The organism is Bacillus infantis, assembly GCF_050107595.1.
Lineage (GTDB): Bacteria > Bacillota > Bacilli > Bacillales > Cytobacillaceae > Bacillus_AB > Bacillus_AB infantis_C.
The window spans coordinates 132,160-155,273 of record NZ_JBNILH010000007.1 but is presented as its reverse complement, the minus strand read 5'-3'; the positions used below and the strand labels follow the sequence as shown (position 1 = coordinate 155,273).

Genomic DNA, 23,114 nt, shown 5'->3' with positions numbered 1-23,114 from the left:
ACTCTAACACCAATAGAGCCAGTGCAGAGTGCTTCATATCAGAAACCTGAGACACTCTAAGACCAATAGAGCCAGTGCAGAGTGCTTCATATAAGAAACCTGAGACACTCTAAGACCAGTAGAGCCAGTGCAGAGTGCTTCATATCAGTAACATGAAACACTCAAAACCAGTAGAATGATAAAAGAGTGCCTCAAAACCTCCCACCCAAAACCCTCAGCTCTTCACTCTCCCCATCCCCCCATATTCCATCCGCCGATACACCCCTGGTGCCCTTCCATGCATTTTGCTGAACACACGGTGAAAATAAGGGTAGGTGCCGAAGCCGCAGTCTTCTGCAATCTGCTCCAGTGTCATGGTGGTATATTTCATCCTTTCCTCTGCAGCAGCGAGCCTGATTTCCATGGCATATTCCATGATCGTCTTTCCTGTGCTTTCCTTGAAAAGATGCACAGCACGTGAGACGCTCAGCCCGGCATGTGCAGCGGCTTCTTCGACTTTAAAAGAGGAAAGGGCATGCTCCTCGATGAACCTGAGCATCCTTGTGACTGCATATGGTCTGTGGGCTGAAAGAGACGTTTCTTTAAGCGCTCTTTCAAGCGAGATGCAGAGTGAGCGGAGAAGATAATCAGACAGTTCATTATATTCTTCCTTCGAAGGCCGCCTTAATTCGATGATCAGATGCCTCCAAAGGGAAAGCAGCCTCTCATCAGCGTCAATCCGTGCTATATCCGGTTTATTAGATCTTTTCCACCACTCTTCGATCCATTCCCCCTCACAGATGAGGTGATAGTCTCCGCTCAAAATAGCCTTATCAGGGAGCAGGCTGTCGACCATCAGTTCATAATGGTCCCCAGGCTTGATGAGCAGCAGGTCGCCTTTTTCCAATTTCCTGCGATTGCCTCTGACGATCGCTTCGCATGCTCCTTCTGTCTGCAGGCGGATCAGGTAGGAAGGGTAGCCGGACTTATGATGAGAATAAAAGGGCTGTGTATGGTATGAATAACCGCAAAACAATGTATCCGTTTTCAAAAAATGACCCCCGTCACTCAAAATAGCAAAATAGTGCATGTTTTAATCATATCATGAATGTTCAAATATTTGATGGTCACTTATGATGGAATCAAATAGTTTATTTTAAAAATTTGAGGAAGCGAGGGGATTAAGATGTCGGGAATACCAATTGCAGTACAGCTCTATACACTTCGTGAAGAAACGGAGAAAGATTTTGCGGGTACCCTGAAGAAGGTGGCAGAACTCGGTTTTGACGGGGTGGAATTTGCTGGTTTTGGAGGGCTGAGTGCAGAAAAAGTGAAGGAATTGACTGACGCTCTTAATCTTGCACCGGTATCTGCCCATATCCCTCTGGCGGACCTTAAGGACAACCTGGACAATGTGATTTCCAATCTTAAAACGGTTGGAATTCAATATGCAGTTTGCCCTTACCTTATGCCGGATGAGCGGACAGAGGAAAGCTATCAATCACTCATTCCCCTGCTGAATGAAGCAGGCCGGAAGCTGAAGGATGCAGGAATCACATTATGCTACCATAATCATGATTTCGAGCTTGAAAGATTGAGTGACGGGAGGATTGCGCTTGAGGCCATTTTTGATGACAGCGACCCCGGACTTCTCCAGACAGAACTGGATGTCTACTGGCTGGCAAAAGCAAAGGAAGATCCGGCTGCCTGGATTAAAAGGTATCAAGGCAGGTCACCCCTTGTACATCTGAAGGATATGACCAAAGATGAAGAACAGTTCTTTGCGGAACTTGGAAAAGGGAGCATCGATCTGCAGGAAATTCTCAGTCTTGGAGATGAAGCAGGAGTAAAGTGGTGGGTAGTAGAGCAGGATGCAAGCCGCCTGACGCCATTCGAAAGTATTGAAATAAGCATCAATTACTTAAAAGAACAATTTTCCACTAAAGGAGTTTGATACTAATGACTAAATTAAAAGCTGCTGTAATCGGCTGCGGAAGCATCGCCCAATTTCGCCACCTGCCGGAATATGCCGCAAATCCATTTGTTGAAATCGCTGCTGTATGCGACAGCAACCAGGAAAGAGCAGAAGAGACAGCTGCGAAATACGGTGCCAGGGCATTCACCAGTTATAAAGAAGCCATTGAAATGGAAGGAATCGACCTCGTCAGTGTTTGCCTGCCGAATTTCCTGCACGCTGAAGTTACTTTAGCAGCTTTGAATGCAGGCCGTCATGTTTTGTGTGAAAAGCCTATGGCTGCATCAAGGGAAGAAGCGGAAGCAATGAATGAGTCTGCAAGAGCTAACGGAAAGAAACTCATGATAGCCCACAACCAACGCTTCACTGCTGCTCATCAGAAAGCAAAGGAGATCATTGAGAGCGGCAAGCTTGGAAGGATATTCAGCTTCAGAACGACATTCGGGCATGCAGGTCCTGAAGGATGGAGTGCGGATGGTGCTGACAGCTGGTTCTTTAATAAAAGGGAAGCCTTTATCGGTGCCATGGGAGATCTTGGCGTGCATAAAGCCGATTTATTGCGGTATCTGCTCGGCGAATTTACTGAAGTCGGTGCGCTGATCGCGACCAACGCGAAGGAAAATACAGAAGTGGACGATAATGCGGTCTGTGTCCTCCGGTCAGAGTCAGGTGCAGTCGGCACATTGGCAGCAAGCTGGTCTTATATGGGCGGAAGCGACAACTCCACCGTCATCTACGGGGAAAAAGGGACCCTCCATCTTGAAGCAGATCCGGAATATTCGCTGATTGAAGTTTACCGCGACGGCAGTTCGGTTCAGCATAAGCTGGACAAAATCCAGACAAACGAGGAAGGCGGACAGACAACTTCCCATGTGATCAATCATTTTGTTGAAAGTGTAGTAAAAGACAAGGAGCCGCTGATCAGCGGAGAAGAAGGCTTAAGGAGCCTTGAAATCATTCTTGCAGCAATCGAATCACAGAAAACAAAACAAATTGTTCCTCTTAAGAAAGGGGTCCTGGCAGAATGAAGCTCGGTGTTTTCGCAGTATTATTTTCACAAAAATCTTTCGAAGAAATGCTCGATCATGTAAAAGAAGCAGGTCTTGATGCGGTTGAAATCGGCACAGGCTGCTATCCTGGAAATGCCCATTGCCCATTGGACGAATTGCTTGAAGATGAGGCTAAAAGAAAAGACTATCTGGAAGCAGTAACATCCAGAGGCCTGACGATCAGCGCATTCAGCTGCCACGGAAATCCGATTTCACCTGATAAAGCTTTTGCTGAAGAATCTGATGAAGTACTCAGAAAAACCATCAAGCTTGCTTCACTCCTTGGTGTACCGGTCGTCAATGCCTTTTCTGGCACAGCAGGCGACAGTGAGGAAGCAAAACAGCCAAACTGGCCAGTCGTACCATGGCCGGCAGAATACGGCGATGTCCTGAAATGGCAATGGGAAAACAGGCTAATACCATATTGGAAGGAAATCGGCACTTTAGCAGAAGAGCATAATGTGAAAATTGGACTGGAACTGCATGGCGGCTTCCTTGTCCATACACCTTACACCATGCTGAAGCTTCGCGAGGAAACAAGCCCGGCCATCGGGGCGAATCTTGATCCGAGCCATCTATGGTGGCAGGGCATTGATCCGGTCGCAGCGATAAAAATTCTCGGGAAAGCCGGTGCCATCCATCATTTCCATGCCAAGGACACCTATATCGATCAGGATAATGTCAATATGTATGGACTGACAGACATGCAGCCATATGGAGAAGTCCAGACACGCGCCTGGACCTTCCGCAGCGTCGGATGCGGCCACAGCATCCAGGAATGGAGCGATATGATGAGCGCCCTGAGGCTGTATGGATATGACTATGTCGTCAGCATTGAGCATGAAGATCCGCTGATGTCAATTGATGAAGGATTTGCACGCGCAGTGAAGAACCTGAATGAAGTTTTGATTCGGGAAACGCCTGGGGATATGTGGTGGGCGTAAAAACAGCTGGCCGAAAATAACTAAGTTATGAACGGGGTATCCAGGAAGCGGATGGATACCCCGCTTTTTTGTGTTAAGGCCATTCTAGGCCGAACCAAGACTCTTTTTTTACATAAGTATGTGAGGTTTAAACCCAAAAACTCTCCTTAAGGTTGGGAGATGCTAGAATTAAAATTATTGTCGAAAGGCATAAGTTGATTGACAATTTTTAGAATTCTATTAGACTAAAATTAGTTAATCTGATGCTGGTTATCGAAATATTCTTTTATCATTGCTGCTCCGCAATTCTATTTGCCCGGTTACAATCCTCTATTAATATCAAATTTATCCTTTCACACACATTACCACTAATTAATTTCCAAAGTTATTCAAAAACCTTCCTATTAAAACAAATGAAGCAATAATGGATTTGATTCATCGGAAGCTATTAAAGCCTATGCTGTTCATTTTCTTATTGTTAGGAGAGGGATATATGGGATTTGAAGAAGAATATCAGGCATTTTTACATGCACACTTACAGGCAAGAACCGGTGAGCGGCTGCGGCGCCTGGAAGAAGGTCACAAACATGCTGAAATGCTGTTTTTGAAACAAGTGTGGTGGCCAGTATTTTACCAGTTTAATTATCTTCATCCTGAATATGAGATTGATGATTATAAGGATGGCAAAAGGTATTTGGATCTTGCTTATATCCGTCCCGGCTTTAAGGTTTGTTTAGAGGTCGACGGGTATGGCCCTCACCTAAAGAATATCAGCAGATGGCAATTTTCCGACAACGTCAAAACCAGCTGGTGATTGATAGGTGGACCGTCATCCGCTTTTCTTTTGATCAAGTAAAAGAGAATCCCCGCAGCTGCCAACAGGTTGTTCAGCAAGTGATAGGCAAATGGCTGGGTGATGAGCTGGACCAAACTTCTTTGTCCTTTCTTGAAAAAGAAGTGCTCCGGCTAGTGATTCGAAAAGAAGATGACATATCCCCAAAAGAAGTCGAGAAGCATCTAAAGCTAAGTGCCAAGACAGTAAAAAAGGTACTTTCCCAACTGGTCGAAAAAAAGATGCTGATCCCCGCATCTGGCACTCAGAGGATTCGATCTTATCGGGTAGGGTATCAGGTTAAGAACCCAGTCTAATTAATGGACGGAAGAATTCCCCTTAAATAGAAATTTCTATAAAAAACAGCTCAAATAGACGGAGAAATTCCTCTTATTGACTCAAAAAACGTAAAAATGTGGTATTTTATTTTGCATAACCGGAAAATCTCCCCTTATTTACCTCGGAATGAGCTCCATTCTGTATTTAGCCGGAAAATCTCCGCTTATTATTTTCTCTTTGCTGGGTAAGAGAACTAAGTAACCATTTGTGATCCTCTTTCAAAAATTTGGAGTCAATCTTACTGCATCCACCAGAGTTGCAGTATTGGTGCAATCTATATTATATTTGCTCCTGGTTACTCTGAATGAGAAAATTAGTATCAGTCGGATGGGGCAAAGAAAAATAGAAGATCGGTGACCCCAAAAGTATATATACTCAAATGGAGTTTCGTTCCTGCCATTCAGCACGGACGCAGGACTTAACTGTTTATAGAGCGATTACGCAAAAATTATAAAAAAAGAGTTGCTGTGTAAGGAGCTATTTTGAAATGGATGAACTTGTAATTGGTGTAGATATTGGCGCTACCAATATTCGTGTGGGACTTATCGGAAAAGATCTGTCGGTTATCCGTTTGGAGACGGCATTAACCAGGAGTTTTGAAACGGCAGATGAAATGTTTAGCGAAATCTTCCGGATGGCTGAAAGGGTAGATCCTCAGAGAAATGCTAAGAAAATTGGAATTGCCCTGCCTGTCCCTTGGAATGGACAGACACAAGTAATAAAAGATGCAGACAACATACCGGTTTTGGACGGTATAAGAATTGAGTACATACAATCCTGCTTTCCTGGATTTGAGGTTTTCTTTGACAATGATGTCAATGCAGCGGGACTGCTGGAAGCAGAAAAGGGAGCGGCTAAAGGAAAAAGCTATTCTCTCTACATGACAGTGAGCACAGGCATTGGGATGGGCGTTTATTATAACGGCCAAATGATCAGGGGGGACAATGGATATGCAGGCGAAGCGGGCAGAATGATCATCGGCCAAGGAAGCGAAGAAGAGGGGATTAAGGAACAGACACTGGAATCCCTTTGCAGCGGCAGGACACTTGATGCCAGAAGTAAGCTAATATATGGTGAAAGTTCGGACGCAGAATACCTGTTTGAAAAATTTAAAGATAAGGAAAAGATGGCCGTTAAAGTGATCAATGATTGGATTGAGCATTTTTCCAGTGCTGTCGCCTCCATCGCTCAGCTCATGGATCCAGGGGCATTTGTGCTTGGCGGAGCTGTCATCTGCCGTAATCCCTGGCTGATGGTTGAGGTTAACAATAAAATTAATGAAAAACTATATGCAAATCTAAGAGGCAAAATGAAGCTTGCCATCTGTGAGTTCGGGGCAGAAGCAGGGGTGATCGGCGCTGGCTATATGGCGTTAAATCAAGCAAAAAAGCTATAAAAACTCTACATACTGTTCACTTATGAGTTTACTTCATGGCTTGTATTAAATTGGAGCGAAGCCGTGGAGTGCTTAGGGATGAAAAATGAGGCAAGCACAATGAAAAGACAGCTAATTGGGTAGCTGTCTTTTTGAAGCTGAATTTTTAAGGTGGGACAGTAATTCAGCGGAAACAATGCTTGGCTGATCAATCATTGAATAGTGGCTTGCATTTGGTATCAGCTTGAAAACGGAATGTGGGACATGCTGATGCAGAAGCTGCCCCCAGTAGGGAACCAGGTACCGGTCATGCTGCCCCCATAAGAAGGTTGCCGGACATTCTATTTGAGGCAAAGAGGGAACCAGATCCTCAGTCTGGTGATGGTTTAATGCAAATGAGGCCTGCTGCAGCTCTTCAGGACCTGTTGGAGTGCTGAAAGGCAAAGTGAATTTCCTGATCAGCTCCGGTTTCAGCATAGAAGGATAATATACTCCTTCCCGCAGCATCCTTTCAATGAAAAGTGGAGAAGGTACGAATTCCTCTGCAACAGGATACCTGATTGAAACTACTTTAGGCAAAGGCCAGTTAGAAAAACAGACCCCATCAATAACAACAATACTTTTCACTCTCTCTGGCTTTGTGACAGCAAGAATCTGGACAATGCCGCCTCCAAGATCATGGCCGACAAAATGAGCCTTTTTTATTCCTAATTGGTCTAACGCATTAAGTATATAGCGGGCTTGTTTAGGCAGTGTTAAATCATAAGAAGGGCCGCGGTCAGACTTGCCGTAGCCGATCAGTTCCACAGCGGCTACCTTGTACTTTTTCTTTAAATATGGAATAACATAATCCCACAAATGGGAGTTTGTAGGGATTCCGTGTATAAGCACTACTGACTCGTCAGATTGTGCTTCATTAAAATAACGGATGTTCATATGATATTTGCCAACATTCACTCTTTGTTCCATTCATCATTCCTCCCCAGTCCATTCAATGTATTCGGGGAGTGGGAGATGTTGCCTGTCAGGAAAGAATATATATAAATAAAAGCTGCTTATACTCCAGCAGCTCTCTCTACTAAAAACTTATTTAACCTCCAACGGCCCCTCCAGCTTCATCTTCTCCAATTCGATCCTCATCTTCTGTGTCTCTATCAAATAATTCTCATGCTTCAGTTTTTCCAGCTCCAGCTCTTTTTCAATGATTTTCACTTTAGTTTTGGCAAGTGATTGAAAGTGGCTCGTGACGATAGCGACAAGCGGAATGGAAAAAATCATAACCACAGTGACTAAACCTGTCATGTTCAAATCCTCCTTTATATGAATTTTATTTCAGAATATTCAATTTACCATACTCTCATACTACCATATTATGGTCTTTCGCCCTATATGAAAAAGAACCTTTTTAAAAAGAAGAGACAGAACTTAAATGTTCTATCTCTCCATACATATTAGTAGGTGACACCTTTTCTTGTATGCGTTTTTTCAAATTCAGCCTTATTTGGTTCAAAATATTTATCGGTGTATTTAGCGACGAATTGGTCGTTTTGAATATAGCCGGCTCCCCAGGTCGGGTCCATGACGATCCAGCTGCCGTTTGATTTGCCTTCGACCCAGGCATGGTTGGAAGGCCAGAAGCCTCCTCGGGCGGTACCTTCAATGATTCTGGCTTCAATCCCGCTGGCACGCACTAGGGCGGTGGCGAGGTAGGCATAATCCTGGCAGACGCCGGTTTTCGTTTCCAGCGTTTTCAGGGCGCTGTCATCCCAGCTGAATGTACTATTTTCATACTTGTCGACATCATAGGAAACATTTTTGGCGACATATTCATAGATTGCCTTAATTTTTTCTTTCTCAGAGCTTTTCCCTGATGTCAATTTGCCTGCGAGACTCTTAATTTCTGGTGCTTCTGACTCGACACCCCTTGATGGCAGAAGGTCACGCTTATCTTCGCTTTCTGCTTCCACTTCAAAAGAAGCAAAGCCGAAGTACCGGAACCTGTCACTGTTTTCTTCCTTGATTTCCGGTACACTCAGCGTTACTTCATAAGTGCCCGGCCCGAAGCGGAGGTGGAAGGAGCCGTCAAATTCAAAGTTTTCTACCGGGATGACATCAAGTGCTTCATCTTCACCTTTTTTGGTAGAAACATAGATGTGCGTGGTTTCAGGTCCGAAATCAGCCTCAGGATCTATTTTACCTTTGACAGTGTATTCACCATTGGACTCTTCGCCCCCGAACTGCGGAGTCTCCAGCGTGACACCGCGTTCCCTGTAAGTTTCATAATACTCGATTGGTTTCATGGTCCTGTCTGACTGATTGTCGATCAAGAGCGTTTTGGCGGTCTGGTAATAGTTCTCCCGTTCTTTGTCAGGAACAAGCACTTCAAGGTTGTGGACGCCTTTTCCATACAGCAGGGGGACATCGTAAGCGAACTTGCCCTGTTCGACCGGCAGGATGTGTGTCCAAGTATCAGAGTCTTTGTTCAGCTTGATCATCACTGTATCATTGTCATCGAGTTTGCCGGCATCTCCTTCAAGCCGGAAGATTTCATTCTCTTCCACATAGCTGGAATTTAGATCCAGGCTGATTTCATCCTCCTGTCCAAAAGGGGTATATGTTACATCGCGTACCATCTGCGGATTCACATTATGGACCGTGAACGATGCAGTATCATAATAGTAGTTTTCCTGATCCATGCTCGGAATCTGCACCTTTACCTGATACTCTCCCTCACCGTTGAAGAAGTGAAGCTCCTGTTTAAATTTTCCATCCTCAATCGCTGTGTAATATTCGTGCTCACTGCCAGCCGGACCCTCTTCATCTGCACGGAGTTTGATCCAGACAAAGTCAGATTTCAGGCTGGATGATTTTTCAATCGTTCCCTGGACAACTGCTTTTTCATTGACGGTAAATTCCTTGTAGACCGGTTCCTTCAGTTGCAAGCCAATCTCTTCGCTGTAGGAGGTCAATTCAATTGGCTCCAGCTCTGACTTCTCATTCTGTTCTTTTGCAAGTTTTTCATATTGATCTTCCTCCTGCTGGGCAGCCTGCGTTTCTTTTTTATCAGCTTCAATATTGCTGCAGGCAGAGATGACCAGGAAGCTGCTCAATATAGTTGTTAATAATAAATATTTATGTTTGCGTTCTTTCATGGCTTCCTCCTCAGACATTTGTTTCATTATAGCTTATCTACGGCCAGAGCCCTTATTAAGTTTCTGGGTAAAAACTCCTGTTTGAAAGAGGTTAGCCAGCTAAGCATATAAGTTGTTATAGCAACTTTTTATATGTTAAGATTCAATTGCTGCTGATGAAGCAACCCTAAATGTTGCTATAGCAACATAATGATTCTTTCAGCAGTAAGTTTCAGGGAGAGGGAGAGATTTATGGTCAATTTTAAGGATTACACTAAACAATATATTAACGGAAAATGGCTGGAGGGAAGCGGCGCCAATACAATTGATGTATTGAACCCGTATGACGATTCCAAGCTGTATGCCGTCAAAACGGTAACAGAAGCCGATATTGATCAGGCAATGCTTACTGCTGAAAAAGCCCAAAAAGAATGGGCAAAGACAACACCTGAAGAACGAAAAGAAGTTCTTAGGAAAGTGATTGACTACCTTGAGGAGCATAAAGAAGAAATCATAGACATTTACACATCAGAAACAGGCGGTACGATCCTTGCTGCAAACATCGCTCTGCAGATCACATTTGAGGAACTGGAGGAAGCGATTAAGTTTGCAGATGAAGTGAATGTCGTGAACCAGGTTCCAGCAGCCATCGAAGGGAAGGAAAACCATGTGTACCGTGTACCGGTGGGAGTTATCACAAGCATTTCGCCATTCAACTTCCCGCTTAACCTGTCAGTAAGGACCATTGCTCCTGCCATTGCGCTAGGCAATGCAGTTGTGCATAAGCCGGATGTCGCAACAGGCATCACAGGCGGCGTCATCCTGACAAAAGCATTTGAAGAAGCCGGCCTGCCGGCAGGCGTGCTGAACCTTCTGCTGACAGATCCAAAAACAGATGGTACAGGCGACTATCTGCTGGAACACCCAATTCCACGCTTCATTTCTTTCACAGGCTCAACCGCTGTCGGAAGGCATGTCGGGGAAATTGCCGGAAGGAATCTGAAAAAAGTGGCATTGGAGCTTGGCGGAAACAATCCATTCATCGTCCTTTCAGATGCTGATGTCGATCGGGCGGTTGATGCAGCAATCTTCGGCAAATTCGTCCACCAGGGCCAGATCTGCATGATTACAAACAGGATCATTGTCCATAAGGATATTGCTGAAGAATTTACAAATAAATTCGTCGAAAGAGCAAAAGCACTTCCTTATGGCAATCCAAAGGATCCTGCAACTGTCGTTGGGCCGCTGATCAACGATAGGCAGCTGCAGAAGGCTCAGGCAGTCATTGAAGCCGCCATTGCAAACGGTGAGAAAGTTGCGCTTGAAGGACAAAGAGTTGGCAACATCTTGACTCCGTACGTTTTCAAAGATGTGAAAAATGATTCTGCCCTGGCTCAGACTGAAGTCTTTTCGCCAATCGCAACCATCATTCCGGTTGAAAGTGATGAAGAAGCGATCAAGATTGCCTCTGAAACAGAGTATGGACTGTCATCATCCATCTTTACGCAGGATCTTGAAAAAGCGCAGCAATATGCCCTGCAGATTGACAGCGGTGTGACTCATATCAACGATCAGACTGTTAATGCGCAGCCGGATATTCCATTCGGCGGCAATAAAGCTTCAGGCGTCGGCCGTTTCGGAAATCCTTGGCTCATTGAAGAATTTACAACAACCAAATGGGTATCTGTCCAAAAAACTTATCGTGAGTTCCCATTCTAATAAAAGACAGGAAAATATCCTATAATATAGGGAAAAGCTCCTCAGATCACTTGGGGAGCTTTTCCCTCGTTAAATATATCCATATATCAGGAGAAAGATGTGAAACAGTTGGAAAAACCTCAGCTTTGGACAAAGGATTTTATCAATATTTCCTTTGCCAGTTTTTTTGTATTTGTAATTTTTTATATGCTGACCGTTACACTGCCGGTTTATGTAGCAGATGAACTGCAGGGCGGAGGGCAGGCAATCGGGCTCGTTATTACGGTATTTGTTCTGTCTGCGATAGTTTTCAGGCCGTTTTCTGGAAAATGGCTTGATACCTTTGGCCCGAAGAAAATTTTGATCATCGGAGCCTCTATTTTCCTGGCTGGATCTATCCTTTACCTTTTTGTTAAATCACCGTTTGTGCTGCTGATTATCCGGGTCATCCACGGTGCGGGCTTTGGTATGGCAACCACCGCAACAGGAGCTATTGCTGCAGCCATTATTCCGGCTGCGCGCCGCGGGGAAGGGATGGGCTATTATGCCACTTTCATGAACATTGCCATGGTCATCGGACCATTCGCCGGGCTGACCATAATAGGAGCAGCCAGTTACACCGTACTGTTCGCGGTTTGCATTGCCTGCTCCTTGCTTGCTCTTATCTGCGGGTTGATGATGGAGCTGAAAGAACAGCAAGACAGGCAGACCCAGCAGGCAGCAGCAGGGAAAAAGATGAAGCTGTCGGACTTCTTTGAACGTAAGACAGTGCCCATCGGATTCGTTGCTTTTACATTATCTTTTGTCTATTCGAGCGTCATTTCCTTCATCTCGGTGTATGCGAGAGAGCTGGACCTCGTCCAGGCAGCAAGCTATTTCTTTGTCGTTTATGCCGCAGCGCTATTGATTTCCCGCCCATTTACCGGAAGATGGTTTGATCAGTTCGGGGAAAATAAAGTGATTTATCCGTGCATCCTCTTCTTTGGGATCGGCGTCTGGATGCTGAGCCAGGCATCATCAAGCTTCCAGCTCCTGCTTTCAGGAGCATTTGTCGGCATCGGTTTTGGCACGCTGGTGTCGTGTTTTCAAACCATTGCAGTGGAATCGGCTCCCGCAGGCAGAAAGGGGACGGCAACCGCGACTTTCTTTGTCTTTTTTGACGGAGGCTTTGCCATTGGCTCTTTTATCCTCGGAACTGCTGCGGCCCATTCAGGCTACAGCTATATTTACATGATAGGAACAGTGATTGTCCTGATTGCTGCAGTCCTTTACTTGATCCTCCATGGAAGGAAAGCCGTCCGACGGCTGAATGTATAGAATAAAATTCTAAGCAATTTTGCACTTTTTCCTCTATTATGGATAGTAGATTATCTAGTGGGGGAAGGGTTAGAATGGTGAAAAATGCACTTATCTTTTTATGGCAGCTTTTTTTGCTGTGGATGATTTACGCCGTTTCAGATTTTATCGTTGAAATTCTTCACCTGTCCCTTCCTGCAAGCGTACTTGGCATGATGATTTTATTCATCCTCCTGCTGACCGGTGCCGTAAAGGTAAGCCAGATCGAAAAGGGGGCAGCATTCCTAAACCGGCACCTGGCTTTCTTTTTTATCCCGATAGCTGTCGGGCTGATGAGTTACGGGGGACTGATTCGGACGAGCGGCTGGCAGCTTCTCATAATGATTATCGGCAGTACCGTCATCGGGCTAATCATAACTTCCGGCCTGGCAGCTTATTTTTCAGGGAAGGGGGCGGAAAAGGGTGAGCGGGATCACACTCATTAGCATCCTTTTGACGATCATCGTCTATATCGGGGCAAAGGCGCTTTCTGCCCGGCTGCTTTCCCCATTTGCCACGCCTGTTTTTACAGCTACACTTATCATGATCCTTCTGCTGCTTGCCGGAAGGATTACGTATGAAGAATACACGCCGGCTAAAAATATCATGACCTTCATGCTTGGTCCTGCCACTGTCGCTCTTGCCGTTCCTCTGTATCATAACCGGAGGGTGATCAGGGAAAGATTAATGCCTGCTGTCATCGGTCTGACAGCTGGAACCTTATCGACCATCACATCGGCCGTACTGCTGGCAAAAGTGCTTGGTCTCCCGGAAAAAATCCAGGCGACCTCTGCCGTGAAAGCGATCACGACTCCGGTCGCAATCGAAGCTGCCAGAATAATCGGAGGTGACCCGCCGCTTGCTGCTGTGTTCGTCATCTCGGCCGGTATCTTTGGGGCTGTCATGGGCTCTGTTATTCTATCTTTTCTAAGAATCAGCGATCCTTTCGCTAGAGGGCTTGGCATCGGAACAGTGGCCCACGGGATCGGCACAAGCCAGGCAGCAATAGAAGACCCTGTGCAGGGAGCAGTCTCCAGCGCAGCCATGGGATTTTCCGCAATCCTTACTTCTTTAATCATTCCATGGTTTTATCCGTTCCTCCAGTTCCTGCTATGATTTCAACTTCTGGTGTTTAAGAAAATGCCATTCAGGAAAAATACCTAACAGGACAAGAGAAGAGGAGGAATCACTATGCCATACGATAAACTAAGCGAACTGCCGGATTCCGTCAAAGACAATCTGCCGCATCACGCCCAGGAAATCTTCAAGGAAGCCTTCAACTCAGCAAGTGAAGAATACGACGAAGAAGAAACAGCCTTCAAGGTGGCGTGGAGTGCGGTGAAGAAAAAGTATGAGAAAGACGATGATGATAACTGGGTGGAGAAGGAAGAATAGGAAAGAGGCTTGATCCTGGTGACAGGGTCGAGCTTTTTTCATTTAATAGACAAGCTTTCAAATGGTATAATCTGAGATAATATATATTTGGAGGGCTGCTTTTTGAAAAAACTCTTCCCTCTTTACATATTGGTTTCTCTCATCCTCCTGTCCTGCCAAACCCAGGAGGAACCTGCACCTAAACTCCCAGACTACAAGCCTTCAGAAGATGATATTGTCTCAATGCACGGAGACATCAATAACCTTGACAAGTTCTTTTCATTCATTACAAATATACAAATGGGCAGTGAAGATACCATCAGGGTGGTAAGTTATACAGAAGAAGGCGCCCCGATCCTTCATGATCTTGAATATGATGGGCAAGTCATTCTTTCTATTCTTGATACACGAAGAGATGGTTTTGGAGCGGGAATGGTTGAAGAAAGAAAATGCAAGTCTGTTAATATAGAAAAAGGGAAAAAGCAGTCAAATTATACCCTTACCGGCTGCGGGTGGAAAAAAGAAGATTACAGTATTTTGATAATCTCGAAATAAAGCGAGTCCAGTTTTCACCAATACATATGACACTCTATTTGAAATTGACAATTATAATAGAAGACAAACAGTTCGGGGTGCCAGCTTATGAGAAAAAAGAAAGCGGTTACGATGCGCACGAAGATTATCGTATTGATTGTATGGCTAATAGCGGGAGTCATTGTGCTTTTGTCCGGGCTATACGCTTATGTAGAATTTGAACAGACAGAGGAAAGTATGGGCAAGCAGGCCCTTTATGTGGCGCTGGCGGTTTCTCATATGCCTGGTGTGAAAGATGCTTTTGGGGAGGAAGATCCTTCAAAAAAGATCCAGCCGCTTGCAGAGAAAATCAGGCAAGATATTGGTGCTGAATTTATCGTGATAGGGAATGAGGACAGCATTCGCTATTCACATCCAGATGGCGGAAAGATTGGAAGGCGGATGGTCGGAGAAGATAATGAGCGGGCCCTCGAGCAGGGCGAAGCTTATGTATCTAAAGCTACAGGCTCGCTTGGACCTTCGATAAGAGGGAAGGCGCCAATAGTGGATAGAAATGGGGATATTGCAGGCGTTGTGTCAGTGGGTTTCCTTTTGGATGATCTTGAGGAAGAGGCTCTGAGCAGGCTGAAGAAAATCGGGCTCATCTCTTTTGGAGCCATTCTCCTTGGAGTAGCAGGAGGGACACTGCTTGCTAGAGATATCCGGAAAGATATGATGGGTCTGGAGCCACATGAAATTGCCTCCTTATACCATGAAAGGAGTGCAATCCTTGATTCGGTGAAAGAAGGGATCATTGCTGTGAATCGTTATGGTGTCATCACGATGATGAATCCCTCTGCCCGCCGGATTCTCGCTCTAAATGAAGACGGAGTAAATAAGAGAATCGCTGATGTTATCAAGGGAACGGGCATGAATAAGGTTTTGGAAACAGGTGTGCCCGAAAAAGATGTGGAAGTACTCCTCGAGGAAAAACCAGTCGTTGTGAACCGGACGCCTATCGTTGAGAACGATGAGGTTATTGGGGCGGTCGCCAGCTTCAGGGACAAAACCGAAATTAATGAGATGCTTAATACTTTATCAGAAGTGAGGCAATATTCTGAGGACCTTCGCGCCCAGACGCATGAATTTACAAATAAATTATATGTGCTGTCCGGCATGATGCAGCTGGGTCAGTATGAGGAAGCGGTCCGTATGATCCAGGAGGAATCAGGTGCCCATGATCAGCAAAATCTCATTCTGTTCGAGCAGATCAGGGACAGCAGCCTGCAGGCAGTCCTGCTGGGAAAATTGGCGAAAGCCTCTGAAAAGAAGGTAAGCTTTACGATTGATGACAGCTCGGCGGTTGAACCGCTGCCGGAAAGAATGACGGTTACCCATTTGATTACGATCATCGGCAATCTGATTGATAATGCCATAGAAGCGACAGAAGGGATGGCGGACAGGCGTATTTCTTTCTTTGCTACAGATATCGGCAATGACATTATCTTTGAAGTGGAAGATAATGGAGGAGGAATCTTGCCTGAGGATGAGCAGCGGATTTTTGAAAGGGGCTTCTCGACAAAAGAAAAGGACGGCAGGGGATATGGGCTTGCTCTCGTCAGCCAGGCAGTCGGGGAACTGGATGGAACGATTGAAATGAAGACTGGAGAGGCGGGGACGATTTTCACTGTTTTCCTGCCAAAAATATATGAGGATGAGAAAGAATGATCAAAGCGATTATAGCAGAAGATGATTACCGGGTGGCTGCCATCCATGAGCAATTCATAGAAAAATTATACGGCATCGAGTGTATTGGAAAAGCATTGAATGCTGCAGAAGCACTGGAACTGCTCGAGGAAAAGGAAGCAGATCTGCTGATTATGGATATCTATATGCCGGACGAGCTTGGAAGCAGCCTTCTGCCTAAAATAAGACAATGCTTTCCCAATCTTGAAGTGATCATGATTACCGCATCCAATGAAAAACAGATGGTAGAGGAGTCCTTGAGATACGGAGTGATCGATTATATGATCAAGCCGGTAACCTTTGAACGTTTCACGGAAGCAATCCGCAAAGTGAACAAAAAAAGAGATTTACTCGAATGCCGGGAAAGTGAACTGACGCAAGAAGCAATCGATCATTATTTAAGCAGCAGTTCAGCGGCAGTAATAGCTTCCGAAAAGATGCCTAAAGGAATCGATTCACTCACTTTAAAAAAAGTGAAAGAAATCCTGGACGGTATGAAGCAAGGCGTTAATGCAGAAGAACTTGGAAAGGAAATGGGCGCTTCAAGGACGACTGCCCGCAGATACCTGGAATACCTGGTAGCCTCCGATGAAGCAAAAGCTGAGCTGGAATATGGAATTGTCGGAAGGCCCGAGAGAAAATATTATCGATTATAGTCTATAGTTTATAATAGCTGCACCCCATGTTAGCTGATGAGGGTGCAGCTTTTTTGTGTTCTCAACCCCGTGAACAAAATGAACAAAAAGCCCGCAAAGTTCTTAACGCTCAATACTTGTTTAATAGATACAAACTTTTCTGATTTTTTTACAATAACAAAAAAGAAAACGTTTTCACCCATGGAAAGGAGCATAAGTTTGATGAAAAAAATGATTCTGGCAGCAGCACTGCTGCTCTGCATGGTGATGATGTCAGCCTGCTCGAGCAAGGAAGCTGCAGGCATTTATAAGGATGGCAAATGGATGCCAAGCAAGCCGATCGAAGTGGTGGCTACGGCTGGAGCCGGCGGAGGCTGGGATACCACAGCCCGCATGGTTGCCCAGACGCTAGAAAAGGACGGGCTTGTTGATCAAAGGATGCCTGTCATCAATAAACCGGGCGGAGGCGGAGCCGTCGGCTGGGCGTATATGATGAAAAAGGAAGGCAACCCTCATAATATATTTGTCTCGTCTCCGCCTATTATTCTTGTACCACTTAATGGGCAGTCAAAATACGGAGTAGACGACTTTACCCCGCTGTCCAATCTGATTGCCGACTATGCAGCCTTTGCTGTCAGGGCCGATGCAAAATGGGATGACCTGAATGATTTGTTTGATGATATGAAAAAAGATCCTTCCAAAATCTCGGTTGTTGGCGTTTCATCTCCGGGAAGCATGGACCATATCCAATTTATCAAGATTGCTAAAGCCGCTGGTGTGGATGTGACAAAAATCAAATATGTTTCAGACCAGGATGGCGGAGCCTTAACACAGCTCCTCAACGGAAGTGTCGACGTTTATTCTGCCGGTACTTCAGAAACAATCGAGCAGGTGAGAGCCGGAAAAATCAAAGTACTTGGAGTAAGCTCTCCGGAAAGACTGAAGGGTGATACACTCGAGGATTTCCCAACAGCCATAGAGCAGGGCATCAATGAAACCTTTGTGAACTGGAGGGGATTCTTTGGGCCTCCTAATATGGATGAAAAGCAAATTCAGTATTATGAAGAAAGGCTAAAAGAGCTGAATGATTCGCCGGAGTGGAAAAAGATCCGCGAGAAATATGGCTGGAATGAGCTCTATATGGACAGCGGCGAATACAAGGAGTTTCTAAAGAAGGAAAACGATGAAATGTATAAACTGCTTGATGAGCTGAAGCTGATCAGATAAAAGGGGGAATCATACATGCTGAAGCCAATCAATCGGAAAATTGGCCTTGTATTAATAGGTTTTGCACTGTTTTACCTTATTTTAAGCTTCAGGCTGCCAGAATATCCTTATGCAGCAATAGATGCAGACTTTGTGCCGGAAGCTCTCGGCTTTCTGCTTCTCCTGCTATCTGTACTGCTGTTTTTTTCTAAAAAGTCCGAGACGGAAGAAGAAAAGAAAAAACGGAAGATACCGGAAGGCGAAGCCACGACACTGCTTACAGTCTGCGCATTTATTTTGGTCTATATTTTCTTTTTTGAAATGATCGGGTTTGTGATCATGACGGCTCTTTTCATTTTTATCACAACCTGGTATTTAGGCTATAAGAAAAAATGGACAAATGCAATTGTCTCGGTCGTCTTTTCGCTGTCCATTTACATGCTGTTCAATTATTTACTGCAAATCTCACTGCCGGCAGGCATTCTGCCATTTTAAAGGAGGAATCTTATGGGCTCGTTTGAAGGATTATTATCAGGGTTTCAGGTTGCACTGAGCCTGCAGGGGATCTTATTTGTATTCCTCGGTGTTTTTATCGGTACATTCATCGGTATGATGCCGGGCCTCGGCCCCATCAGTGCGATTGCCATCATGATCCCGGTGACATACAATATGGACCCTGCCATTGCGTTAATGATGATGGCCGGAGTCTATTATGGAGCGATCTTCGGCGGATCGTCTTCATCCATCCTGCTGAATGCACCCGGGGTATCTGGGACGGTTGCTACCGCATTCGATGGCTATCCGATGGCCCAGCAGGGGAAGGCGGGAAAGGCACTGGCCATAGCAGCCATCGCCTCTTTCTTTGGAGGAACTGTCAGTGTTGTTTTATTAATGCTGTTTTCCCCGCTGCTATCCTCGGTTGCTGTTTCATTTGGCCCCGTCGAATACTTTGCTTTAATGCTTTTGGGATTGACGGCCATTTCCAGCTTGTCGGAAGGGTCCACCTTAAAGGCATTTATCTCAGCCACTCTTGGAGTCATTGTCGTGACCATTGGAATCGACGGGCAGACAGGCACAGCCCGTTTCACCTTTGACAACGCCTATCTGCTGGAAGGCATCGATTTCCTTATCATCGCTCTTGGGCTTTTTGCCCTGGCAGAAGTTTGTACATTGATATTTAATCGGAAGAATACTTCATCATCGGAAAATGAGAATATCGGCAGCCTGAAAATCACCAGGGAAGATTTCCGGGAGATGAAGGGACCGATGGCCCGCCAATCGGTGCTGGGGTTCATCCTTGGCGTCCTTCCAGGAGCAGGGGCGACCATCGCCTCCTTCATCGGCTATATCAGTGAAAAAAAGCTGGCGAAAAAGCCCGAAGAATTCGGGAAAGGCTCCATCAGGGGACTCACCGCGCCGGAAACCGCCAATAATGCAGCAACCGGAGGGGCCTTCGTTCCGCTCCTGAGCCTGGGGATTCCGGGGTCCGGTACAACAGCTGTCCTTCTGGGGGCCTTCCTGGTGCTGGGCATCCAGCCGGGCCCGCTGCTGGTGCAGGATCATCCCGATGTATTCTGGGGCATCATCGCCAGCATGTATATCGGCAATGTGTTTCTTTTGATTTTGAATCTGCCCCTTGTCCCTTATATAGCTAAGGTGCTCACGATTCCAAGGCCCATGCTGATTTCGCTAGTCATAACTTTCAGTATGGTCGGCGTCTACGCCTTAAGCTTTAACACGTTTGATTTGTACCTTCTTCTGATTTTCGGCGTTATTGGGTTTCTTATGAGGATCTTTTCTTTCCCGGCGGCACCTTTTATCCTCGCCTTTATCCTCGGCGGGATGATGGAGCAGGCCTTGAGGCAGACACTGACTATCTCTGACGGCAGCCTGGCCATCCTTTTGGATCGCCCGATCGGCCTGACGCTCATGATCATCGCTGTTCTTGTTATGATTGTGCCGCTTTTCAGGAGAAAAAAGAAGTCTGGTTCGTCTAAAGGATCACATGCTGCATAGTGAGGAGGGGAGCTGTCTTTTGGCAGCTTCTTTTATGTTTCCGGGCAGGCGGGTTTACACGAAAGGCTGATATATGATACTATAAGTTTTGTTGTAGATAGTAATGGTTACGATTTATTTTTTACGATCTGGCTGTTCTGTCTTTATTTTATATTTGATAAATCGTAATAATTACGAATTAAATCATGGAGGTCTTATAAAAATGGCTAAAAAATCAAAAGTAGCAAAAGAGAAAAAGCGCCAGGAAATGGTCGCAAAATATGCTGAGATCCGCAGGGAACTGAAGGAGAAGGGGGATTATGAGGCACTGAGAAGGCTGCCGCGTGATTCTTCCCCGACCCGCTTGAAAAACCGGTGTGAGGTGACAGGCCGTCCGCGCGGATACCTGCGCAAATTCAAGATGTCACGGATTGCTTTCCGGGAATACTCGCATAAAGGACAAATCCCTGGAGTCAAAAAAGCAAGCTGGTAATATGATAAACTAAAGGAACAAATTATACATGGCGGGGTGTTAAGCATGAATGAAAGACTCGTCGATATTATGATCAGGGAAATTGTCTCAGGGCTGCCCCATGAAGACCGGGATCTTTACAGATATGTCACTGACATAGAGGACCGTCTTGCACAGCAGTCCGAAACCTCCGACCAGTTCATGAGCCTCCTGGTCAAGCACTCTCCGCATAAGCAGGCAGCAGAAAAGTTCAGCCTGAGTGTGACGGAAACCTATCAAAGAATGCAAATGATCGAGCGGGAGATTAACAAGCTGGTAGAAGAACGGAGAACCAGAATGAAGTGGGTGGATTTTACTGATAGGCTGGATGCTGATGGGCAGAGACAGCTGTTTTTGTTTATTTCTTGAAGAAAGAGCCTGAAGGGGCTCTTTTTTTGCGTATAGGGGGCGGGTGAATTGAGGGAGAGCCGCTTATTAGCAAGTTTTTCATTTTATTAGCAGGAAATGGATTTTATTAGCAGCTTTTTTTGTTTATTAGCAAGTATCCGATTTTATTAGCAACTTTTGGAATATATTAGTAACTCTCAAATTTTCAATGCAATTTGGCCTAACTAATACTTAACTTTAATAGTAAAATATATTTAAAATTCTTAATTTTCTGCTATAAATTTGCCAATTTAGCTTTCCTTCTTTTAAGTTAGAAATGAACCAACATTAGGAGGGATAAGATGAAAAAAGCCGCCAGTGTTTTATTTGTGTATTTATCCAGTTTTTTATTGGTATTCGCTCCTCTTGCTGCTGCAGATGCAAAGCATAAGCAGGACCCCTATGAAAAATATGGTGAAGTTGCCGTGGGAGAGGATGGGATGGTCTCTACAGCCCATCCGCTTGCTTCAGAAATAGGGGCTGATGTGTTGAAGAAAGGCGGCAATGCCATTGATGCTGCTGTGGCAATCCAGTTTGCCCTTAACGTGACAGAGCCAATGATGTCAGGCATCGGAGGCGGCGGATTTATGATGGTGTATGATGGAAAAACGAAAGAAACAACCATCATCAACAGCCGTGAGCGCGCCCCAGCCGGAGCAAAGCCGGATATGTTCCTCGATGGAAATGGAAAGCCGATTCCTTTTGCGGAACGATCTGCCGGCGGAACGGCAGTCGGTGTACCGGGAACTTTAAAAGGCCTTGAAAAAGCACTGGATATGTGGGGAACAATCCCAATGAAAAGATTAATCCAGCCTTCTATTAAACTGGCTGATAAAGGTTTTCCAATCGATCCGGTACTGGCAGCGGCAATAGAAGATAATAAAGAAAAGCTGTCCCGGTCAGCAGCTGCTGAAGTGTTTCTCCCAGGAGGCGAGCCGCTGGAAGAAGGCGACATACTGATCCAGAAGGATCTTGCCAAAGCGTTTAAGCTAATTAGGAAAGATGGAAGCCAGGCGCTTTATGAAGGGCCGATTGGGGACGCACTTGCCAAGGAGGTCCAGGATTTCGGCGGTTCAATGGTGAAGGAAGACCTGGAAAAGTATGAAGCCACAATTGATAAGCCTGTTTGGGGAGAATATCAAGGCTATCAGATTGCCAGCATGCCTCCCCCAAGCTCAGGTGGTGTCTTCCTCCTGCAAATGCTCAAAATACTGGACGGCTTCGACCTTTCCCAATATCCAGTCCGCTCCTGGGAAAAATATCACCTCATGTCAGAAGCCATGCATCTTGCCTATGCAGACCGGGCCGCTTATGCGGGTGATCCTGAATTTGTAGAAGTCCCAGTTAAAGGCCTTCTTGATAATAACTATATTAAAGAACGGCAGCAGTTAATATCGCTTGATAGGATGAATACAGAACCTGAAGCAGGCGACCCATGGAAGTATGAAAGCGGGAAGCCCGATTACAGTGCAGCAGCTCAGCCTGCAGACAGACAGTATGGGGAAACCACCCATTTTACAGTAGCTGACCGGTGGGGGAATGTGGTTTCCTATACAACGACTATTGAACAGGTCTTTGGGACAGGCATCATGGTGCCGGGATTTGGCGTGATGCTGAATAACGAACTGACTGATTTTGATGCTGTGCCTGGAGGGGCAAATGAGGTCCAGCCTAATAAGCGCCCGCTCAGCAGCATGACTCCGACAATCGTTTTTAAAAATGAAAAGCCGGTACTGACAGTGGGATCGCCGGGAGGTCCGACCATTATAACCTCTGTTCTGCAAACAATCATTAATACAATAGAGTACGATATGGAACTGAAAGCAGCAGTTGAGGAACCGAGGATCTATACGAATAACCCATCGTCCTACCGGTTTGAAGAAGGGGTACCTTTATCAGCCCTGCAGAGGCTGAAGGAAATGGGCCATCGATTTGGAGAGAAACCAGAAACGATAGGCAATGTTCAAAGCATCCTGATTGATCACAAAGAAGGGTTATTCAAGGGGGTTGCTGACTCCAGCAGGAGCGGAGCGGCCATTGGTGTTGACCTGAAAGGAAAAGGCAAGAAGAAGCATTAGATACTAAAGGGCTGCGGAAATTCCGCAGCCTTT

24 protein-coding genes are annotated in these 23,114 nt (G+C 45.5%); 20 read left to right on the top strand and 4 right to left on the bottom strand.

All coding sequences use genetic code 11. The features are described from left to right. Positions 1 to 214: 214 nt before the first annotated feature. The gene (locus ACQCVH_RS15910; RefSeq protein WP_426836624.1) at positions 215 to 1,030 is read right to left on the bottom strand and encodes a helix-turn-helix domain-containing protein; all 816 of its coding nucleotides are present in this window, start codon (positions 1,028 to 1,030) and stop codon (positions 215 to 217) included. Between the two features lie 135 nt (positions 1,031 to 1,165). On the opposite strand from ACQCVH_RS15910, the gene ACQCVH_RS15905 reads away from it, so the two are divergent. From ACQCVH_RS15905 to ACQCVH_RS15880, 6 genes are all read left to right on the top strand, one after another. Beyond that, on the top strand, positions 1,166 to 1,933 hold the full coding sequence (locus ACQCVH_RS15905; RefSeq protein ID WP_426836623.1) for a sugar phosphate isomerase/epimerase family protein: 768 nt from the start codon (positions 1,166 to 1,168) through the stop codon (positions 1,931 to 1,933). Positions 1,934 to 1,938: 5 nt separating this feature from the next. Continuing rightward, positions 1,939 to 2,982 (top strand): Gfo/Idh/MocA family protein, encoded by a 1,044-nt coding sequence (locus tag ACQCVH_RS15900; RefSeq protein ID WP_426836622.1) that lies wholly within the window; start codon positions 1,939 to 1,941, stop codon positions 2,980 to 2,982. After that, complete coding sequence (locus ACQCVH_RS15895; protein WP_426836621.1) at positions 2,979 to 3,947, top strand: sugar phosphate isomerase/epimerase family protein; 969 nt, start codon at positions 2,979 to 2,981, stop codon at positions 3,945 to 3,947. The genes ACQCVH_RS15900 and ACQCVH_RS15895 overlap by 4 nt, the downstream gene beginning before the upstream one ends. A 472-nt stretch (positions 3,948 to 4,419) precedes the next feature. Continuing rightward, complete coding sequence (locus ACQCVH_RS15890) at positions 4,420 to 4,740, top strand: hypothetical protein (RefSeq protein WP_426836620.1); 321 nt, start codon at positions 4,420 to 4,422, stop codon at positions 4,738 to 4,740. Further along, a complete protein-coding gene (locus ACQCVH_RS15885; protein ID WP_426836619.1) occupies positions 4,704 to 5,075 on the top strand; it encodes a BlaI/MecI/CopY family transcriptional regulator in 372 nt (123 codons plus the stop codon). Before ACQCVH_RS15890 ends, ACQCVH_RS15885 begins: the two co-directional genes overlap by 37 nt. A 509-nt stretch (positions 5,076 to 5,584) precedes the next feature. Beyond that, positions 5,585 to 6,493 carry an ROK family protein gene (locus tag ACQCVH_RS15880; RefSeq protein WP_426836618.1) on the top strand — a complete coding sequence of 303 codons (909 nt, stop codon included), beginning with the start codon at positions 5,585 to 5,587 and terminating at the stop codon, positions 6,491 to 6,493. A 111-nt stretch (positions 6,494 to 6,604) separates the two neighbouring features. On the opposite strand, the gene ACQCVH_RS15875 is transcribed toward ACQCVH_RS15880, so the two are convergent. The 3 genes from ACQCVH_RS15875 to ACQCVH_RS15865 all read right to left on the bottom strand — a co-directional run bounded on the left by ACQCVH_RS15875 (position 6,605) and on the right by ACQCVH_RS15865 (position 9,624). Next, positions 6,605 to 7,441: an alpha/beta fold hydrolase gene (locus ACQCVH_RS15875; protein WP_426836617.1), complete on the bottom strand. Its 837-nt coding sequence runs from the start codon at positions 7,439 to 7,441 to the stop codon at positions 6,605 to 6,607. A gap of 117 nt (positions 7,442 to 7,558) precedes the next feature. Continuing rightward, entirely contained in the window at positions 7,559 to 7,774 is a 216-nt protein-coding gene (locus ACQCVH_RS15870) for a hypothetical protein (RefSeq protein ID WP_148949282.1), read from the bottom strand. Between the two features lie 149 nt (positions 7,775 to 7,923). Further along, a complete protein-coding gene (locus ACQCVH_RS15865; protein WP_426836616.1) occupies positions 7,924 to 9,624 on the bottom strand; it encodes a transglutaminase domain-containing protein in 1,701 nt (566 codons plus the stop codon). A 231-nt stretch (positions 9,625 to 9,855) separates the two neighbouring features. Between ACQCVH_RS15865 and ACQCVH_RS15860 the strand changes: the two genes are divergently transcribed. The 14 genes from ACQCVH_RS15860 (at position 9,856) to ggt (ending at position 23,081) form a co-directional block, all read left to right on the top strand. Next, positions 9,856 to 11,322, top strand: a complete 1,467-nt coding sequence (locus ACQCVH_RS15860) for an aldehyde dehydrogenase family protein (RefSeq protein ID WP_426836615.1) — start codon at positions 9,856 to 9,858, stop codon at positions 11,320 to 11,322. Between the two features lie 108 nt (positions 11,323 to 11,430). Continuing rightward, positions 11,431 to 12,618, top strand: a complete 1,188-nt coding sequence (locus ACQCVH_RS15855; RefSeq protein ID WP_426836775.1) for an MFS transporter — start codon at positions 11,431 to 11,433, stop codon at positions 12,616 to 12,618. Positions 12,619 to 12,692: 74 nt separating this feature from the next. Continuing rightward, entirely contained in the window at positions 12,693 to 13,082 is a 390-nt protein-coding gene (locus ACQCVH_RS15850; RefSeq protein WP_426836614.1) for a CidA/LrgA family protein, read from the top strand. Beyond that, positions 13,060 to 13,752, top strand: a complete 693-nt coding sequence (locus tag ACQCVH_RS15845; protein WP_426836613.1) for an LrgB family protein — start codon at positions 13,060 to 13,062, stop codon at positions 13,750 to 13,752. The genes ACQCVH_RS15850 and ACQCVH_RS15845 overlap by 23 nt, the downstream gene beginning before the upstream one ends. A gap of 75 nt (positions 13,753 to 13,827) precedes the next feature. Continuing rightward, positions 13,828 to 14,031, top strand: a complete 204-nt coding sequence (locus ACQCVH_RS15840; RefSeq protein WP_009793247.1) for a ChaB family protein — start codon at positions 13,828 to 13,830, stop codon at positions 14,029 to 14,031. Positions 14,032 to 14,133: 102 nt separating this feature from the next. Beyond that, positions 14,134 to 14,565 carry a DUF4362 domain-containing protein gene (locus tag ACQCVH_RS15835; RefSeq protein ID WP_426836612.1) on the top strand — a complete coding sequence of 144 codons (432 nt, stop codon included), beginning with the start codon at positions 14,134 to 14,136 and terminating at the stop codon, positions 14,563 to 14,565. Positions 14,566 to 14,652: 87 nt separating this feature from the next. Next, complete coding sequence (locus ACQCVH_RS15830; RefSeq protein WP_426836611.1) at positions 14,653 to 16,251, top strand: ATP-binding protein; 1,599 nt, start codon at positions 14,653 to 14,655, stop codon at positions 16,249 to 16,251. Continuing rightward, on the top strand, positions 16,248 to 16,925 hold the full coding sequence (locus ACQCVH_RS15825) for a response regulator (RefSeq protein ID WP_094767739.1): 678 nt from the start codon (positions 16,248 to 16,250) through the stop codon (positions 16,923 to 16,925). Before ACQCVH_RS15830 ends, ACQCVH_RS15825 begins: the two co-directional genes overlap by 4 nt. A gap of 201 nt (positions 16,926 to 17,126) precedes the next feature. Further along, positions 17,127 to 18,131 carry a tripartite tricarboxylate transporter substrate binding protein gene (locus ACQCVH_RS15820; protein ID WP_426836610.1) on the top strand — a complete coding sequence of 335 codons (1,005 nt, stop codon included), beginning with the start codon at positions 17,127 to 17,129 and terminating at the stop codon, positions 18,129 to 18,131. Positions 18,132 to 18,146: 15 nt separating this feature from the next. Next, complete coding sequence (locus ACQCVH_RS15815) at positions 18,147 to 18,605, top strand: tripartite tricarboxylate transporter TctB family protein (protein ID WP_426836609.1); 459 nt, start codon at positions 18,147 to 18,149, stop codon at positions 18,603 to 18,605. A gap of 12 nt (positions 18,606 to 18,617) precedes the next feature. Then, positions 18,618 to 20,126, top strand: a complete 1,509-nt coding sequence (locus ACQCVH_RS15810; protein ID WP_426836608.1) for a tripartite tricarboxylate transporter permease — start codon at positions 18,618 to 18,620, stop codon at positions 20,124 to 20,126. A 202-nt stretch (positions 20,127 to 20,328) separates the two neighbouring features. Next, positions 20,329 to 20,598: a 30S ribosomal protein S14 gene (gene rpsN / locus ACQCVH_RS15805; protein ID WP_022544009.1), complete on the top strand. Its 270-nt coding sequence runs from the start codon at positions 20,329 to 20,331 to the stop codon at positions 20,596 to 20,598. Between the two features lie 45 nt (positions 20,599 to 20,643). Further along, on the top strand, positions 20,644 to 20,985 hold the full coding sequence (locus tag ACQCVH_RS15800; protein ID WP_426836607.1) for a hypothetical protein: 342 nt from the start codon (positions 20,644 to 20,646) through the stop codon (positions 20,983 to 20,985). A gap of 320 nt (positions 20,986 to 21,305) precedes the next feature. Next, a complete protein-coding gene (gene ggt / locus ACQCVH_RS15795) occupies positions 21,306 to 23,081 on the top strand; it encodes a gamma-glutamyltransferase (RefSeq protein ID WP_426836606.1) in 1,776 nt (591 codons plus the stop codon). Positions 23,082 to 23,114 lie beyond the last annotated feature (33 nt).